The sequence below is a fragment of the Pseudomonas sp. PSE1(2024) genome (assembly GCF_050990555.1).
In the GTDB taxonomy this organism is placed as follows: domain Bacteria; phylum Pseudomonadota; class Gammaproteobacteria; order Pseudomonadales; family Pseudomonadaceae; genus Aquipseudomonas; species Aquipseudomonas aphyarum.
Map to the genome: position 1 here is coordinate 6,252,619 of NZ_CP158967.1, position 18,064 is coordinate 6,270,682.

Here is an 18,064-nt window from a genome sequence, read left to right on the forward strand (position 1 = left end):
GAGTAGTCACAGCAACTGTTCAGCTCCCCGCCGTACGACCTTGGATTCAGATCAAGCGCAATGCGCCAGCCGCTCCAGTTGATCACGGACCGAAGCTCCTCTCTAAACTTCAGCTTTTCGCAAATCGTAAGTCGACTGAAGATTCATCCAGAACTCAGGTGTGGTGTTGAGGTGGATGGCCAGCCTGATTGCCAGATCGGCGCAGATCCTGAGTTGGCATTTCACAAGCTTCTCGATCTCGGTTTCAGGCCAGTTTGTGGGCATGCCCAAGTCCATGACCGTCATGCCCAACGGCTCCATGAATTCCTTATTCAGCACCTCGCCCGGATGAGTCGGGCGCATACCATTGCGGTCCATTTTTCGCCTCCAGAGGCTGCATTGAGCGGCCAAACTGGAGCATCCGACTTTGCGATACAAGACCGTCGAGTCGCTTTCGCTGGCGTCCTACAACTATTAGGGCACGCCCCTACAAAAATCAGCGTCTGCGCCTATTTATGTTGTCCTTACGCCTGCCATTACATTAGCGACACCCATCAGGAAGGAGGTCTCTGTGAAGGATAAAAAGAGAAAGAAAAAGCTACTTCAGGTTGTTGAACTACACCTCGAAGCACTCCGACTGGCTGGAAATTTGTCAGCCATTCAACGGAGGTTTATTGAAGTTGCCGTTACGTGCGGACCTGAGCTTGAGCCAAGTGGTCTGTTAGCGGGCAGAAGATGAACGCATAGGCCCGCACAACCGCTTTCTGATACGTCTTGTAAACCTCTACTCAAACGCTAGAACCTCGCTCAACTACCCTTCAACAACCCGCAGGAAGCGGCCCCTCGATTCAACTCAAGGAACGACCATGTCCCTCGCCATCGTCCACAGCCGCGCCCAGATAGGCGTGGATGCTCCCGCCGTCACCGTTGAAGTCCACCTGGCCAACGGCTTGCCCTCGCTGACCATGGTCGGCCTGCCCGAAGCGGCGGTGAAGGAGAGCAAGGACCGCGTGCGCAGTGCGATCATCAATTCCGGGCTGCAGTTTCCGGCGCGGCGGATCACGTTGAATCTGGCGCCGGCGGATCTGCCCAAGGATGGCGGGCGGTTCGATCTGGCGATTGCGCTGGGGATTCTGTCGGCGAGTGTGCAGGTGCCGACGTTGACGCTGGATGACGTGGAGTGCCTTGGCGAACTGGCATTGTCCGGCGCCGTGCGGGCGGTGCGCGGGGTGTTGCCGGCGGCACTGGCAGCGCGCAAGGCCGGGCGGACGCTGGTGGTGCCGCGGGCGAATGCCGAGGAGGCTTGTCTGGCTTCGGGACTCAGGGTGATCGCGGTGGATCATCTGCTGGAGGCCGTGGCGCATTTCAATGGGCATACACCGGTCGAGCCGTATGTCTCGGACGGGCTGATCCATGCCGCCAAACCTTATCCCGACCTGAATGAAGTCCAGGGCCAACTGGCCGCCAAACGGGCGCTGCTGATTGCCGCCGCCGGTGCGCACAACCTGCTGTTCAGCGGACCACCGGGAACGGGCAAAACGTTGCTGGCCAGTCGATTACCGGGGTTGCTGCCACCGCTGGCCGAGAGTGAAGCGCTGGAAGTGGCGGCGATTCAATCCGTCGCCAGCGGCGCGCCGTTGACCCATTGGCCGCAGCGCCCATTTCGCCAGCCGCATCACTCGGCCTCTGGCCCGGCACTGGTCGGTGGCAGCTCAAAACCTCAACCCGGCGAAATCACCCTCGCCCACCACGGTGTGCTGTTTCTCGATGAGCTGCCCGAGTTTGATCGCAAGGTGCTCGAGGTGCTGCGCGAACCGCTGGAATCCGGCTGCATCGTGATCGCCCGTGCCAAGGAACGGGTGCGATTTCCCGCAAGATTCCAGTTGGTGGCGGCGATGAATCCCTGTCCCTGTGGATATCTTGGCGAACCGAGCGGCAAGTGCTCATGCACGCCGGACATGGTGCAGCGCTATCGCAACAAACTGTCGGGGCCGTTGCTGGACCGGATCGATTTGCACCTGACGGTGGCGCGGGAGGCGACAGCGCTGAACCCTGCGGTAAAACCGGGAGAGGACAGCGCCAGCGCGGCCACATTGGTCGCAGAGGCCCGCGAGCGTCAGCAAAAACGCCAGGGCTGCGCCAATGCGTTTCTCGATTTGCCGGGGCTGAAGAAGCACTGCAAGTTATCCACAGCCGATGAAACCTGGCTGGAGACGGCGTGCGAAAGACTGACCTTGTCGCTGCGCTCGGCGCATCGGCTGCTCAAGGTCGCGCGGACGTTGGCGGATCTGGAGAAGCGCGCGGATATCAGTCGCGAACATCTGGCCGAAGCTTTGCAGTATCGGCCGGCGACTCAGTAAGTGCCGAGGTCGTGGCGGGCCCAAACGCAAGCAGGCTCGCTCTCACAGGTCCAACAAAAACCCTGTGGGAGCGAGCCTGCTCGCGATCGCTATTTCAGAGGCGCCTCAACGGAAGCGGTCGACCTCTTGGCGCAGGTCGGCTGCCAGACCTTCCAGCTCCTTGGCGGTGATTGCCAGGTTCGACACCACTTCGCGCTGCTCGCTGTTGGCCATCGCGATGCTCTGCAGATTGCTGCTCAACAGCGTCGCGGTGCTGCTCTGTTCCTGGGTCGCGGTGGTGATCGCCGCAAACTGTTGCCCTGCCGAACGGCTCTGCTCATCGATCCGCGCCAGCGCCGAAGCGACATTGGCGTTACGCGACAGGCCTTCCTGCATCAGCACGTTGCCTTGTTCCATGGTGCTGATGGCGTTACCGGTTTCCTGCTGAATGCTGTGGATCATGCCGGAGATTTCGTCCGTCGCCTGACGGGTGCGGGACGCCAGATTGCGCACTTCATCGGCCACCACGGCAAAGCCGCGACCTTGTTCACCGGCACGGGCCGCTTCGATGGCGGCGTTGAGTGCCAGCAGGTTGGTCTGCTCGGCAATCGAGGTGATCACGCTGACGATGCCGCCGATTTCCTGGGAGCGCTGACCGAGCGTGTTGATCACGGTGGCGGTGGTCTTCAGTGCGCCGGCGATCTGCTCCAGCGAGGAAGACGCTTCTTCCATCGACGTGCGACCGATCTGGGTCTGCTGGGCATTTTCCTGGGCCAGACGCTGGGTGTTGCCCATGTTGTCGGCAATGTTCAGCGACGTGGCGGAGAACTCTTCAACGGCGCCGGCCATGCTGGTGATTTCGCCAGATTGTTGCTCCATGCCTTCATAGGCGCCGCCAGACAGACCGGACAGGGCTTGAGCACGGCGGTTGACCTCTTCCGAGGCGCGGCGGATGTGCTCGACCATGGTCGACAGGGCCTGGCTCATCTGGTTGAACGCGCGAGCCAACTGGCCAATTTCGTCGTTGCTCGACACGCTCAGACGTACGCTCAGATCGCCGGCGCCCAGGGCTTCAGCCTGGCGGACCAGATCACCCAGCGGCGCCAGCTTGCTGCGCAGCAACCAGACCACGGAACCGACCGCCAGCAGCATCGCCAGCAGACTGCCGATGGCCAGCTGAGTGCCGACGCTCCATGTAACTGCGCGGATCTCGGCTTTCGGCATGCTCGCCACCACCGACCACGGGCCGCCTTCGAACGGCACGGCGATGCTGTAGAAGTCTTCGGACTTGTCGCTCCAGAACTGTCCTTTACCCGGTGCTTTCGCCAGACCGTTGATCACAGGAACCGCTTGATCCAGCGCCTGCACACCGGCCGGCGCGACCAGCCACTGGTTCTTCTCGTCCAGCAGCGCCAGCGAGCCGGTCTGGCCGATGCGGAAGCGCTTGAGATTGGCGAACTGGGCGTTCTGCGCGTCGGTGTAATCGAAGCCGACGAACAACACGGCAATCACCTTGCCGCTGCTGTCACGCACCGGGGTGTACTGAGTCATGTAGGAACGATCGAACAGCAAGGCGCGACCGACGTAACCCTGCCCCGCCATCAATTTCGCATAGGCCGGGTGAGCGTGGTCAAGCACGGTGCCGATGGCGCGGGTGCCGTCCTGTTTGCTCAGAGAGGTGCTGACGCGGATGAAGTCTTCGCCGCTGCGCACGAACAGCGTGGCGACACCCGCCGTCATCTGTTTGAACTCGTCGACTTCCTTGAAGTTGTTGTTCAACACTTCGCTGCCCAGGTGCAGGCCCGGGGTCTGGGTGCCCGCGACATTGACCGGCTCGCTCGGGTGAATGCTCAGGCCGGCGCTGAAGCGCTTCTCGAACAACCCGCTCAGACGCTGGGTGCTTTCGCGCAGCGTGCCGTGAAAGGTGCTCAATTGGTCGGCGAGCAGACGCGCTTCACTGGCGAGGTGCTCCTCACGAGTGGCGAGGTTGGCGGTATCCAGCGAACGCAAAGCAAAGACGGTACTGCCGCTGATGACAATCGCCAGTATCACGGCGAGCGCGAGGCCCAGCTGCGAGGCGATCCGAGCGCGAGGTTGAGACATGGACAGCTCCTGGCCGAACTTCCGATCCTCCTTGATCGCAGCTCGGGTAATTTTCTAATGGGGGTAAATCGTGGCCACCGGCACGACGGTTCCACATGCACGTATTCGGCGGTAAAACCGAATACTTGAGCGATGAGCAGGGGTATAGCGAAAGGCCGGCATTGTGCAGGCTCGAACGTTTCAGCTCAAGCGCGTGACCGCCGGCAGCGCCATGGCCCGGACTTCGCCTTGCAGAAAGTCGCTGAGGCGGCGCAAACGTTCACCTCCCGGACGGCTCTTTGGCCACACCAGGTAATAATTCAGTCCGCTGGCGACCGCCGTCGGCCACGGCAGACTCAAGCGTCCTTGCGCAACATCCTCGGCCACCATCAGCAGATCGCCCATGGAAACCCCATAGCCCCGAGCCGCCGCGATCATGCCCAGTTCCAGGGTATCGAACACCTGCCCGCCCTTGAGCGACACCTGATCCGACAGCCCCATGTGTTCCAGCCAACTGCGCCAGTCGCGGCGATCCGGCGTCGGGTGTAGCAACTCGGCACTGGCCAGCCGCGCCACATCCCACGGCTGATCGTTGAGCAGGTTCGGCGCGCCGACCGGAATCAGCTCCTCCGGAAACAGCAGGCTGGCTTCCCAGTCCGGCGGGAAATGCCCGTCACTGAGCAACACCGCGCAGTCGAAGGGCTCGTTGTTGAAGTCCACCGAGTCCACGTCCATCCACGCGCTGGTCAGTTGCACCTCGTTACCTGGCTGCAGATGACGGAAGCGACTGAGCCGCGCCAGCAACCAGCGCATGGTCAGGGTCGACGGGGCTTTCATGCGCAGGATGTCATCTTCGGCGCGCAAGGTATTGCAGGCCCGTTCCAGCGCGGCAAAGCCATCACGGATGCCCGGCAGCAGCAGGCGCGCCGACTCGGTCAGTTGCAGGTTGCGCCCGCTGCGGTGGAACAAGCGGCAGGCGAAATGCTCTTCGAGCGTACGAATATGTCGGCTCACCGCACTTTGAGTGATCGACAACTCTTCGGCTGCCCGGGTGAACGAACTGTGGCGGGCCGCCGCTTCGAATGCGCGCAGGGCATACAAGGGTGGAAGACGACGGGACATGCACAGCGCTCCTATGGCGGGATTGCGCCAACTTAGCAGAATCGCGGCAGGATGAGTTTTAATCATGCCACCCATCCTTTTTATCCCTTTGTGCAACCCGCGCCAAACCCTGAGAATCGACGGTCTCTTGCTCCCTCTTTTATAAGGATGTGAACGCCATGCAGCGTCCTGTGCGTACCGAACTCTGGGCCATCCTGCGGCTGGCGGGGCCGTTGATCGCCTCGCAGTTGGCGCACATGTTGATGGTGCTGACCGACACCTTGATGATGGCGCGCCTCAGTCCCGAAGCGCTGGCCGGTGGCGGTCTGGGCGCAGCGAGCTATTCGTTCGTGTCGATTTTCTGCATCGGCGTGATCGCGGCGGTCGGCACTCTGGTGGCGATTCGTCAGGGCGCCGGCGACATCATCGGCGCCGCCCGCCTGACTCAGGCCGGCCTGTGGCTGGCGTGGCTGATGGCGCTCGGTGCCGGGTTGTTGTTGTGGAATCTGAAACCGGTGCTGTTGCTGTTCGGCCAGACCGAGACCAACGTCAACGCCGCCGGGCAGTTCCTGATCGCCCTGCCCTTCGCCCTGCCCGGCTACCTGAGCTTCATGGCCCTGCGCGGTTTCACCAGCGCCATCGGCCGGGCAACGCCGGTGATGGTCATCAGCCTCGCCGGCACGGTGGCCAACTTCCTGCTCAATTACGCGCTGATCACCGGCATGTTCGGCCTGCCGAAACTCGGGCTGACCGGTATCGGCCTGGTCACGGCGATTGTCGCCAACTGCATGGCGCTTGCACTGGCCTGGCACATTCGTCGGCATCCGGCCTACGACGCGTACCCGTTGCGCGAGGGCCTGTCGCGGCCGAACCGGCAATACCTCAAAGAACTCTGGCGTTTGGGCCTGCCGATTGGCGGCACCTACGCGGTGGAAGTCGGGCTGTTCGCCTTCGCGGCGCTGTGCATGGGCACCATGGGCAGTACGCAACTGGCGGCGCACCAGATCGCCCTGCAAATCGTCTCGGTGGCGTTCATGGTTCCGGCGGGGATGTCGTATGCGATCACCATGCGCGTCGGCCAGCATTACGGCGCCGGGCAATTGAGCGATGCGCGGATGTCCGGGCGGGTCGGCATCGTCTTTGGCGCAGTGGTGATGCTGGGGTTTGCGATGGTGTTCTGGTTGCTGCCGAATCAGTTGGTCGGTTTGTTCCTCGACCATAACAACCCGGCGTTTGCCGAGGTGATTCGTCTGGCGGTGAGCCTGCTGGCCGTGGCGGCGTGGTTCGAGCTGTTCGACGGCACGCAGACGATTGCCATGGGCTGCATTCGCGGGCTCAAGGATGCCAAGACCACATTCCTGGTCGGGCTCGGTTGCTATTGGCTGATCGGCGCGCCGGCGGCGTGGCTGATGGCGTTCCATCTGCACTGGGGGCCGACCGGCGTCTGGTGGGGCCTGGCGCTGGGGCTGGCGTGTGCGGCGGTGAGCCTGACGCTGGCGTTCGAATGGAAGATGAAGCGGATGATTCGGCTCGAGCCGCAACCTCAAGACTTCAAGATCGCTCAGCCCGAGTGAGTTTCACTGTGGGAGCGAGCTTGCTCGCGATAAGGGTGTGTCAGTGACTAATCGTTCGACTGATACTCCGCCATCGCGAGCAAGCTCGCTCCCACAGGGTCTTGAGGCTAAACCACGATTCCCAGCGGTGGCTGACTGGCATCAGCCACCAGATAATCAATCAGTTCCGCCAACGGCAACGGCTTGCTGATCAGGTAACCCTGCACCTGATCGCAACCGAACCCGCGAAGCAGATCCAGCTGCTCGCGGGTTTCCACCCCTTCGGCCACCACTTCCAGATGCAGGTTGTGCGCGAGGTTGATCATCGCGTGCACCAGTTTGCGGTTCTCTTCGCGCTGCTCCATGCCGCCGACGAAACTCTTGTCGATCTTCAGCAAGGTGATCGGCAGGCTGTTGAGGTGCACGAACGACGAGAACCCGGTGCCGAAGTCATCCAGCGAGAAACGCACGCCGAGGCGACCGAGAGCGTCCATGGTCTGCTTGACCAGATCGCTGCGGCGCATCACGGCGGTTTCGGTGAGTTCGAATTCCAGCCATTGCGCCTCGACACCGCGCTCGGCGATCAAGCGGCTGAGCGTCGGCAGCAACTGGCTGTCCTGAAACTGGCGGAACGACAGGTTGATCGCCATATGCAGCGCCGGCAATCCGCGTTCGCGCAACGCCTGCATATCGCGCAAGGCCCGGGAAATCACCCAGTAACCCAGCGGCACGATCAAGCCGCTCTGCTCGGCCAGCGGCACGAATTCGCTCGGTGGTAGCAGGCCGCGTTCGCTGTGGCGCCAGCGCACCAAGGCTTCGAGGCCGACGATCTGGCCGTCCTGCATATTCAGGCGCGGCTGGTAATGCAGCTCCAGCTCATCGCGACGCAAGGCCCGGCGCAGCTCGCTTTCGAGGTCGGCCATGCTCCGCGCGTTGCGGTTGATCCGCTCGTTGAAGATGTGAAAGGTGCAGCCCTGAGTGCTCTTGGCCTGCTGCATGGCGATGTGCGCGTGCCACATCAGCGGATCGGCGCCGCCCTGGGCGCGGGCATGGGCGATGCCGAGGCTGGAGCCGATCAAAAGGCTTTCGCCGTCGACCCAGTAAGGTTCAGCCAGAGCTTCGGTGATCCGTTCGGCCATCCATTCCGCCCGTTGCGGGGCGCGGCGGGTATCGATCAGCAGGGCGAATTCATCGCTGCCCAGGCGCGCCAGTTGATCGCCGACTTCCAGCTGACTTTTCAGCCGTGCGACGACTTGCAGGATCAGGCGGTCGCCGGCCTGGTGGCCAAGGGCGTCGTTGGCGTGGCGGAAGTTGTCGAGGTCGAGGTGCCCGAGGGCCAGGCCGCGGCCGTCGTTTTCGGCGAGGCGCGCCGTAAGCAGGGTCTGGAAGCCCTGACGGTTGGCGATGCCGGTCAGCGGATCCTGTTCGGCCAGGCGTTGCAGGGTGTTTTCCAGCACGCCGCGTTCGCGCACATGCCGCAGGCAACGCCGGAGCATGCCGGCATCGAGGGCATCGAACACCAGCCAGTCGCTGACGCCATCGGGCGCGGTCGCCGGTTCGTGTTCCAGAAGCAATACCGTCGGCAGGCTGCAACGGCCGGGCGCCGGCTGCAACGCGGGAACGGTCAACAACACCGCGTGGCGGTTGTCTTCGAACAGACTGCTGACCGACTCCCAGTTCGGCGCGCTGATCTGCACCGCCGCACTCCCCAACGGAGCCAGACACTCGCGCAATAACGCTGTCCACGCTGGCTCTTCGGCCAGTAGCAGCAAACGCAAGGGTTCGACAGGCGTAGTCAAGCTGACTCCCTAGACTCTGCAATGATGTGGGCGGCGGACATTATGCCGTTGCGGCTACCAATGACCAAACGACAACGGTTATCAAAACGTTATTTTGTGTCACGAATGAGAACATTAGCCGCAAAATCACCGCGCATCCTGCGTGAAAGTAACAAAACCGGCAAATTTGAATCGCGTGCTGCGTCACAAGTCGGAGAGAGCAGCACAAATCGCTGAGCCTGTTAAAATGCCGGCCCATTTCGTCAACGACTCCCGAATTTTCGTATGTCCCGACTCAATCCCCGGCAGCAAGAAGCCGTGAACTACGTCGGCGGCCCTCTATTGGTGCTCGCCGGTGCTGGCTCCGGCAAGACCAGCGTGATCACGCGCAAGATTGCGCACCTGATCCAGAACTGCGGCATCCGTGCCCAGTACATCGTCGCCATGACCTTCACTAACAAGGCCGCGCGCGAGATGAAGGAACGGGTCGGCACGCTGCTGCGTGCCGGCGAAGGTCGCGGCCTGACGGTCTGCACCTTCCACAACCTGGGCCTGAACATCATCCGCAAGGAACATGAACGGCTGGGCTACAAACCCGGTTTCTCGATCTTCGACGAAACCGACGTCAAGTCGCTGATGACCGACATCATGCAGAAGGAATATGCAGGCGACGACGGCGTCGACGAGATCAAGAACATGATCGGCGCCTGGAAAAACGACCTGATCCTGCCGGCCCAGGCCCTGGAAAACGCCCGCAACCCCAAGGAACAGACCGCCGCCATCGTCTACACCCACTATCAGCGCACGCTCAAGGCGTTCAACGCGGTGGACTTCGACGACCTGATCCTGCTGCCGGTGAAACTCTTCGAAGAGCACGCCGACATCCTCGAAAAGTGGCAGAACAAGGTGCGTTACCTGCTGGTCGACGAATACCAGGACACCAACGCCAGCCAGTATTTGCTGGTGAAAATGCTCATCGGCAAGCGTAACCAGTTCACCGTGGTGGGCGACGACGACCAGTCGATCTACGCCTGGCGCGGCGCGCGGCCGGAAAACCTGATGCTGCTCAAGGACGACTACCCGTCCCTGAAAGTGGTGATGCTGGAGCAGAACTACCGCTCCACCAGCCGCATCCTGCGCTGCGCCAACGTGCTGATCTCGAACAACCCGCACGAATTCGAGAAGCAGCTGTGGAGTGAAATGGGCCACGGCGACGAGATCCGCGTGATCCGCTGCCGCAACGAGGACGCCGAAGCCGAGCGCGTGGCCATGGAAATCCTCAGCCTGCACTTGCGCACCGACCGCCCGTACAGCGATTTCGCGATCCTCTATCGCGGCAACTACCAGGCCAAGCTGATCGAGCTGAAACTGCAGCACCATCAGGTGCCGTACCGTTTGAGCGGCGGCAACAGCTTCTTCGGGCGTCAGGAAGTGAAAGACCTGATGGCCTATTTCCGCCTGATCGTGAACCCGGACGACGACAACGCCTTCCTGCGTGTGATCAACGTGCCGCGCCGGGAAATCGGCTCGACGACCCTGGAAAAACTCGGCAACTACGCCACCGAACGCAAGATCTCGATGTACGCCGCCACCGACGAGCTCGGCCTGGGCGAGCATCTGGACAGCCGCTTCACCGACCGCCTGTCGCGCTTCAAGCGCTTCATGGACAAGGTACGCGAGCAATGCGCCGGCGAAGACCCGATCTCCGCCCTGCGCAGCATGGTCATGGACATCGACTACGAGAACTGGCTGCGCACCAACAGTTCCAGCGACAAGGCCGCGGACTACCGGATGAGCAACGTCTGGTTCCTGATCGAAGCCTTGAAGAACACCCTGGAAAAAGACGAAGACGGCGAAATGACCGTCGAGGACGCCATCGGCAAACTCGTCCTGCGTGACATGCTGGAACGTCAGCAGGAAGAAGAGGACGGCGCCGAAGGCGTGCAGATGATGACCCTGCATGCGTCCAAGGGCCTGGAATTCCCCTACGTGTTCATCATGGGCATGGAAGAGGAAATCCTCCCGCACCGTTCCAGTATCGAAGCCGACACCATCGAAGAAGAACGCCGCCTGGCCTACGTGGGCATTACCCGCGCGCGCCAGACCCTCGCGTTTACCTTCGCCGCCAAGCGCAAACAGTACGGCGAGATCATCGACTGCGCGCCAAGCCGCTTCCTCGATGAACTGCCGCCGGACGACCTGGCCTGGGAAGGCAACGACGACACACCGACCGAAGTCAAAGCCGTGCGGGGCAACAGCGCATTGGCTGATATACGCGCGATGTTAAAGCGCTAGAATTGACCACTTTTTTTTAAAACCTTAGGGCGCACAAGGCGCCAACAGAGGACAGCTTCATGGAAGCCCTGCACCAGAAAATCCGCGAACTAGGCATTGTGCTTTCCGACCAGGTCCTGAAGGTCGACGCCTTCCTGAACCACCAGATCGACCCGGCCCTGATGAAGCTGATCGGCGACGAATTCGCCACGCTGTTCAAGGATTCGGGCATCACCAAGATCGTCACGATCGAAGCCTCGGGCATCGCCCCGGCGATCATGACCGGTCTGAACCTCGGCGTGCCGGTGATCTTCGCCCGCAAGCAACAGTCCCTGACCCTGACTGAAAACCTGCTGTCGGCGACCGTCTACTCGTTCACCAAGAAGACCGAAAGCACCGTGGCCATCTCCCCGCGTCACCTGACCAGCAGCGACCGCGTGCTGATCATCGACGACTTCCTGGCCAACGGTAAGGCATCCCAGGCGCTGATCTCGATCATCAAACAGGCCGGCGCCACCGTCGCGGGACTGGGCATCGTGATCGAGAAGTCGTTCCAGGGCGGCCGTGCGGAACTGGATTCGCAGGGTTACCGCGTCGAGTCGCTGGCTCGCGTGAAGTCGCTGAAGGATGGTGTGGTGACTTTCATCGAGTAATCGATGAAAGGCGCAAGCTTGCCGCAATAACTGTGGGAGCGGGCTTGCTCGCGAATGCGTCAGTTCAGTCTCCATCTTCGGTGTCTGACTAACCGCTTTCGCGAGCAAGCCCGCTCCCACAGTGGTTTTGTGCCGGGAGTTATTGCGCGGTAGCTTTGAGGCCGGTGAGGAGCAACCGCTGAAACAGGTCTTCCTTCAGACCTTCCGGATCGGTGAGCTGCATGCGTGCCAGATGCTCCGGATACAGCGAAGCCTCAGGCGCATCCAGTGCTGCCTTGCCCAGTTCCAGAATCTCGGTCAGCTTGAATTTGCTCTTGAGCCAGTTCAGCGCCCGCAACAGATCCTTCTCGACCTCAGTGAAATCACAGCCCAGCGGATACTCCGGAAACAGGTTCGGATGACGCGCAGCAATCGCCTGCAAGCGTTGCGGGGTGTTGTCGGTAAAGCGCGGATCGAGACGGAAATCCTTCGGCAGCTTGCCGACCTTCTGCGCCTGCTCGATCAGGCCCTGCTGGAAGCGTGAGTCGCTGATGTTCAACAGCGCCTCGATTACCACCGCATCCGACTTACCGCGCAGATCGGCGATGCCGTACTCGGTGACCACGATATCGCGCAGGTGCCGTGGAATGGTGCAGTGGCCGTACTCCCAAACGATGTTCGAACTGACATCACCGCCGGATTCGCGCCAGCTGCGCAGCAGCAGAATCGAGCGCGCATCGTGCAGCGCATGGCCCTGGGCAACGAAGTTGTACTGCCCGCCGACGCCGCTGAGCACCCGCCCGTCTTCCAGTTGATCCGCCACCCCGGCGCCCAGCAGGGTCATGGTGAACACGGTGTTGATAAACCGCGCATCCAGACGCTGCAGGCGCTTGAGTTCTTCCTGACCGTATAGCTCGTTGATGTAGCTGATGCGGGTCATGTTGAATTCAAGGCGTTTGCTCAGCGGTAACTCACGCAAGCGCTCATAGAAGCTGCGCGGCCCGAGGAAGAAGCCGCCGTGGATCGACAGGCCGTCGGTTTGCGCCGCCTCGTCGAGGGTGCCGGCGTTGGCCTGCTCCTGAGTCTGCACATCCGGGTAGACCTTGCGCCGGATGATCCCGGCTTCGGCCAGCACCAGCAGGCCGTTGACGAACATTTCGCTGCAACCGTACAGGCCTTTGGCGAAGGGCTCGATGCCGCCCTCGCGTTCGATCAATTGCGCCCACTGGCTGAGGTTCACATCGGCCAGCAAGTCCAGGTATCCGGCGTTGTCCGCCTGACGCGCCAGCAACGCAGCGGTCAGCGCATCGCCCATCGAACCGATGCCGATCTGCAAGGTGCCGCCATCGCGTACCAACGTACTGGCGTGTAATCCGATGAAGTGATCCTGAAAGCCGACAGGCATGTTTGGCGTGGAAAACAGCGTGCTGCTGTCTTTCTCGTCGATCAGCAGGTCGAAGGTATCGATATCGACTTCCGCATCGCCGGGCATGTACGGCAACTCGGTGTGCACCTGGCCGACCAGCAGAATGGTCTCCCCCGCCGCCCGGCGTTTGGCGATCATTGGAAACAGGTCGAGGGTGATGTCCGGGTTGCAGCTCAGGCTCAGCCGATCCGGATGTTCGCTGCTGCTGGCGAGCAACTGCGCCACCAGGTTCAGGCCGGCGGCGTTGATGTCGCGGGCGGCGTGGCTGTAGTTGCTGCTGACGTAATCCTGCTGGGCCGGCGCGCTGTTGAGCAGGCTGCCGGGCTGCATGAAAAATTGCTCGATTCGGATGTTGGACGGCAGGCTGTCGCGGTGCAGGTCGGCGAGAAATTCCAGTTCCGGGTAATCACCGAACACCCGCTCGACGAAGGGTTCGATGAAGCGCTTCTGCAAACCGTCGCCCAGGGCCGGACGGCCGAGGCACAGGGCGGTGTAGATCGTCAGCTGCCGGTCGGGCAACCCGGCGACCCGCCGGTACAGCGCGTTGACGAAGGGATTGGGTTTGCCCAGCCCCAGCGGCAGGCCCATGTGGATGTGCGCCGGCAACCGCGCCAGCACGTCGTCCACTGCCTGTTCGATCGAACACAACTGCACCATCTGAAGCCTCCTGCCCGTTCCGTGAATAGAGGTACGACCGAGATTGCCGGTTGTTTGCTGCAAAGAACAGCCTCAGGCCCAAATCGCGGGCACAAAAAAACCGTCCGGAGACGGTTTTTTTCGTCAGAAGCGCAGCTTATTTCAGGCCGGACATCTTCTGGATGGCGCCCTTCAGCTCGTCATCCGAGCAATCAGCGCAGGTGCCTTTCGGCGGCATGGCGTTGATGCCGGTGATGGCCTTGGCCAGGATGCCGTCGAGGCCGCCCTGGTGATCGGCGCGCTCTTTCCAGGCGGCGGCGTCACCGATTTTCGGTGCGCCCAGCAGGCCGGTGCCGTGGCAAGCGTTGCAATGTTTGGCAATCACTTCGTCCGGCGTCTTGGCGCCGCCACCGCCGCCTGCCGAAGCAGCGACTTCCATCCCCTTGCACTCTTGCCCTTGAACACACACCTGGCCGACCGGCTCGAGGCGTTTGGCAATGTCGTCATTCGTCGCAGCTTGAGCGCTGACAGCCCAGAGGGCCAGTACGGTTGCTGGTGCAGCCAGCATTTTCATAATTAGGTTCACGCGTTCACCCTCAATGGTGGCTATTCACGCCTGCGGCCACGGTTCGCAGGCGGGCGCAAGTATAGCGGTTAGCCCGCTTCACTGAAACAACCCCAAAGTCGAAGGGGTTATATCGCGCTGTGGAAAAACGTTTCGGGTGCCTTCGCCGTATGGCCTGGCGCCTCTTTGTTTAAAAATTCGCCGGCGTGGCTGCGCTGATTAGTCGCGCCGGTGCATCGAACGGATTACGGAAACGATGCGGCTTGGTACTTTCAAAGTAGTAGCTGTCGCCGGCTTCGAGGATAAAAGTTTCAAGACCCACCACCAGCTCCAGGCGACCTTCCACCAGAATTCCGGTTTCCTCGCCTTCGTGGGTGAGCATTTCCTCGCCGGTATCCGCGCCCGGCGGGTAGATTTCATTGAGGAACGCGATGGCCCGGCTCGGGTGCGCGCGGCCGACCAGTTTCATGGTCACGGCGCCGTCGGAAATGTCGATCAGCTCGTTGGCCTTGTAGACGATCTGGGTCGGTTTTTCCTGCAGGATCTCTTCGGAAAAGAACTCGACCATGGACATGGGAATCCCGCCCAGAACTTTCCTCAGCGAACTGATCGAAGGGCTGACGCTGTTCTTTTCGATCATCGAAATGGTGCTGTTGGTGACGCCCGCGCGCTTGGCGAGTTCACGCTGGGAAAGCCCTTTGAGCTTGCGGATCGATTGCAGTCGTTCACCGACGTCCAAGGCTGGAGCCTCCTGATGCTGTAGAAATATTGAGCGTTATCATGGCGACAGCGTTCAGTATTTACAACACTTGGGCCCCGCTTGCGCTTCAACCCTCGGAATAGAGCCTTGGCACCCGGCGCAGGTTGCAGAAGATCTGGTACGGAATGGTGTCCGCCCACTTCGCCACGTCGCTGGCGAGGATGTTCTTGCCCCACAGCTCGACGGTCGAACCGAGGCCGGCTTGTGGCACGTCGGTCAGGTCGATGCACAGCATGTCCATCGACACCCGGCCAAGAATGCGGCTGCGCTGGCCGGCCACCAGCACCGGTGTGCCGGTCGGCGCCTGACGCGGATAACCATCGGCATAACCCATAGCGACCACGCCGATGCGCATCGGTTTGTCGGTGATGAATTTCGCACCGTAGCCCACCGGTTCGCCGGCCGGCAGCTCACGCACGCTGATGACTTTCGATTCCAGCGTCATCACCGGTTGCAGGCGCTCGGCCACGGCGTTGGCTTCTTCGAACGGGGTGGCGCCGTAGAGCATGATGCCCGGGCGCACCCAGTCGCTGTGAATCTGTGGCCAGCCCAGCACCGCCGGCGAATTGCGCAGGCTGACTTCAGCGGCCAGGCCCAGACGCGCGGCTTCGAATACCGCGACCTGATCGGCGCTGCTCTGCTCGTGCAGCTCATCGGCCCGGGCGAAGTGGCTCATCAGCACGACTTTCGCCACGTTGCCGCTGGCCAGCAAACGCTGGTAAGCCGCCGGGTAGTCCTTGGGATGCAGACCCACGCGGTGCATGCCCGAATCGAGCTTCAGCCATACGGTGATCGGTTTGCTCAACGCCGCCTGCTCGATCGCTTCGAGCTGCCACAGCGAATGCACCACGCACCAGAAATCGTGCTCGACGATAAGCGCCAGCTCATCGGCCTCGAAAAAGCCTTCGAGCAACAGCACCGGCGCGCGAATCCCGGCGGCACGCAGTTCCAGGGCTTCTTCGATGCACGCCACCGCGAAGCCGTCCGCTTCAGCCTCCAGCGCCTGGGCGCAACGCACGGCGCCATGGCCGTAGGCATCGGCCTTGATCACTGCCAGTGCCTTGGCACCGGTGACTTCACGGGCGATACGGTAGTTGTGACGCAGGGCTTGAAGGTCGATCAGGGCACGGGCAGGACGCATGGCAGCAGACTTCTTGGCGGTCATGGGAATAAAAACCGGCGCTGACTGACGGCGTGAGCCGCCAACAGCACCGGGAGAGGGATCTTTACAACGGGTTACGGCAACGCGGCGACGATGGAGATCTCGACCAGGATGCTCGGCTTGGCCATCTTCGCTTCAACGGTGGCACGGGCCGGGGCGGCGCCCTTGGGCAGCCACTGATCCCACACCGAATTCATGCCGGCAAAGTGCGCCTCGATGTCGTTCAGGTAGATCGTCGCCGACAGCAGATGCTGCTTGTCGGTGCCGGCCAGATCGAGCAGGCGCTCGATGTTGGCGAGTACGTCGCGGGTCTGCTGTTCGACACCGGCGTTGAAGTCATCGCCGACCTGCCCGGACAGATACACCGTACCGTTGTGGCTGACGATCTGACTCATGCGCTCATTGGTGAGCTGGCGCTGGATTGCCATGCTTTGCGGACTCCTGGGTGGTGTTGCCATAACGGGAAATATCGAGGCCTTCGGCGCTGATCTGCGGCTTTTTCTTCGCCATCAGGTCAGCCAGCAAGCGACCGGAGCCGCACGCCATGGTCCAGCCGAGGGTGCCGTGACCGGTGTTCAGGAACAGATTCTTGAACGGGGTGGCGCCGACGATCGGCGTGCCATCCGGGGTAGTTGGGCGCAGGCCGGTCCAGAAGCTCGCTTCGGCCAGATTGCCGCCCTGAGGATAAAGGTCGTTGACGATCATCTCCAGGGTTTCGCGCCGACGCGGGTTCAGCGACAGGTCAAAACCGGCGATCTCCGCCATGCCGCCAACGCGGATGCGGTTGTCGAAACGGGTGATCGCGACCTTGTAGGTCTCGTCGAGAATGGTCGAAGTCGGTGCCATCGCCGGGTTGGTGATCGGCACGGTCAGCGAGTAGCCCTTCAACGGATACACCGGGGCCTTGATGCCCAGCGGCTTGAGCAGTTGCGGCGAGTAGCTGCCGAGGGCCAGCACGTAGCGGTCAGCGGTTTCCAGCTTGCCGTCGATCCACACGCCGTTGATGCGGTCACCGGCGAAGTCGAGGCGCTGGATGTCCTGGCCGAAGCGGAACTCCACACCGAGCTTGGTGGCCATTTCGGCGAGGCGGGTGGTGAAGATCTGGCAGTCGCCGGTCTGGTCGTTCGGCAGGCGCAGGGCACCGGCGAGGATGTCGGTGACACCGGCCAGCGCCGGTTCGACGCGGGCAATGCCGGCGCGGTCGAGGACTTCGAACGGTACGCCGGATTCTTTCAAAACGGCGATGTCCTTGGCGGCGTTATCCAGTTGCGCCTGGGTGCGGAACAACTGGGTCGTACCGAGGCTGCGGCCTTCGTAGGCGATGCCGGTTTCGGCGCGCAATTCGTCGAGGCAGTCGCGGCTGTACTCGGACAGACGCACCATGCGTTCCTTGTTCACCGCGTAACGGTTGGCGGTGCAGTTGCGCAGCATCTGCGCCATCCACAGGTACTGGTCGATGTCGGCGGTAGCCTTGATCGCCAGCGGCGCGTGGCGTTGCAACAGCCACTTGATGGCCTTGAGCGGCACGCCCGGCGCAGCCCACGGCGAGGCGTAGCCCGGCGAAACCTGGCCGGCGTTGGCGAAACTGGTCTCCATGGCCGCGGCGGGCTGCCGGTCGACCACCACCACTTCAAACCCGGCACGGGCCAGATAGTAAGCACTGGCGGTACCGATGACGCCGCTACCCAAGACCATAACGCGCATTTTGTATCCCTCATCGCGGCGTGCCGCGTACGTCTGTTGTTAGAGCAATGATGCGCGCAGTGTAAAAAAGATT

The 18,064-nt window shown here is 61.9% G+C and carries 14 protein-coding genes; 4 read left to right on the forward strand and 10 right to left on the reverse strand.

Annotation, left to right across the window (positions count from 1 at the left end):
• Positions 1-102: 102 nt before the first annotated feature.
• Positions 103-357, reverse strand: coding sequence for a HigA family addiction module antitoxin (locus ABTV87_RS28580; protein WP_221534484.1), 255 nt, complete (start codon positions 355-357; stop codon positions 103-105).
• A gap of 488 nt (positions 358-845) precedes the next feature.
• Between ABTV87_RS28580 and ABTV87_RS28585 the strand changes: the two genes are divergently transcribed.
• On the forward strand, positions 846-2,339 hold the full coding sequence (locus ABTV87_RS28585; RefSeq protein ID WP_085612066.1) for a YifB family Mg chelatase-like AAA ATPase: 1,494 nt from the start codon (positions 846-848) through the stop codon (positions 2,337-2,339).
• A gap of 105 nt (positions 2,340-2,444) precedes the next feature.
• On the opposite strand, the gene ABTV87_RS28590 is transcribed toward ABTV87_RS28585, so the two are convergent.
• Together ABTV87_RS28590 and ABTV87_RS28595 are read right to left on the reverse strand one after the other, a co-directional pair.
• Positions 2,445-4,421, reverse strand: a complete 1,977-nt coding sequence (locus tag ABTV87_RS28590; RefSeq protein WP_433898719.1) for a methyl-accepting chemotaxis protein — start codon at positions 4,419-4,421, stop codon at positions 2,445-2,447.
• Between the two features lie 180 nt (positions 4,422-4,601).
• Positions 4,602-5,522 (reverse strand): LysR substrate-binding domain-containing protein, encoded by a 921-nt coding sequence (locus ABTV87_RS28595; RefSeq protein WP_433898720.1) that lies wholly within the window; start codon positions 5,520-5,522, stop codon positions 4,602-4,604.
• A gap of 158 nt (positions 5,523-5,680) precedes the next feature.
• Between ABTV87_RS28595 and ABTV87_RS28600 the strand changes: the two genes are divergently transcribed.
• Complete coding sequence (locus tag ABTV87_RS28600) at positions 5,681-7,075, forward strand: NorM family multidrug efflux MATE transporter (protein ID WP_433898721.1); 1,395 nt, start codon at positions 5,681-5,683, stop codon at positions 7,073-7,075.
• A 107-nt stretch (positions 7,076-7,182) separates the two neighbouring features.
• On the opposite strand, the gene ABTV87_RS28605 is transcribed toward ABTV87_RS28600, so the two are convergent.
• Entirely contained in the window at positions 7,183-8,853 is a 1,671-nt protein-coding gene (locus ABTV87_RS28605; protein WP_433898722.1) for a putative bifunctional diguanylate cyclase/phosphodiesterase, read from the reverse strand.
• Between the two features lie 264 nt (positions 8,854-9,117).
• Here ABTV87_RS28605 and rep point away from each other — a divergent pair, with 264 nt between their 5' ends.
• Both rep and ABTV87_RS28615 read left to right on the forward strand, forming a co-directional pair.
• Positions 9,118-11,127 (forward strand): DNA helicase Rep, encoded by a 2,010-nt coding sequence (gene rep, locus ABTV87_RS28610; RefSeq protein ID WP_007954499.1) that lies wholly within the window; start codon positions 9,118-9,120, stop codon positions 11,125-11,127.
• A 59-nt stretch (positions 11,128-11,186) separates the two neighbouring features.
• Positions 11,187-11,759, forward strand: a complete 573-nt coding sequence (locus ABTV87_RS28615) for a xanthine phosphoribosyltransferase (protein ID WP_007954497.1) — start codon at positions 11,187-11,189, stop codon at positions 11,757-11,759.
• Positions 11,760-11,898: 139 nt separating this feature from the next.
• Here the strand turns inward: ABTV87_RS28615 and ABTV87_RS28620 are convergent, their stop codons facing one another.
• The 6 genes from ABTV87_RS28620 to dadA form a co-directional block, all read right to left on the reverse strand.
• Positions 11,899-13,821: an acetyl-CoA hydrolase/transferase C-terminal domain-containing protein gene (locus ABTV87_RS28620; RefSeq protein ID WP_007954495.1), complete on the reverse strand. Its 1,923-nt coding sequence runs from the start codon at positions 13,819-13,821 to the stop codon at positions 11,899-11,901.
• A gap of 136 nt (positions 13,822-13,957) precedes the next feature.
• Positions 13,958-14,374, reverse strand: a complete 417-nt coding sequence (locus ABTV87_RS28625; protein WP_085606091.1) for a c-type cytochrome — start codon at positions 14,372-14,374, stop codon at positions 13,958-13,960.
• A gap of 181 nt (positions 14,375-14,555) precedes the next feature.
• A complete protein-coding gene (locus tag ABTV87_RS28630) occupies positions 14,556-15,104 on the reverse strand; it encodes a cupin domain-containing protein (RefSeq protein ID WP_003229444.1) in 549 nt (182 codons plus the stop codon).
• An 88-nt stretch (positions 15,105-15,192) separates the two neighbouring features.
• Positions 15,193-16,266: an alanine racemase gene (alr, locus tag ABTV87_RS28635; protein WP_085606092.1), complete on the reverse strand. Its 1,074-nt coding sequence runs from the start codon at positions 16,264-16,266 to the stop codon at positions 15,193-15,195.
• 95 nt (positions 16,267-16,361) lie between these two features.
• Positions 16,362-16,715, reverse strand: a complete 354-nt coding sequence (locus tag ABTV87_RS28640) for a RidA family protein (RefSeq protein WP_039765240.1) — start codon at positions 16,713-16,715, stop codon at positions 16,362-16,364.
• Positions 16,687-17,991, reverse strand: coding sequence for a D-amino acid dehydrogenase (gene dadA, locus ABTV87_RS28645; protein ID WP_007954487.1), 1,305 nt, complete (start codon positions 17,989-17,991; stop codon positions 16,687-16,689). The genes ABTV87_RS28640 and dadA overlap by 29 nt, the downstream gene beginning before the upstream one ends.
• Positions 17,992-18,064 lie beyond the last annotated feature (73 nt).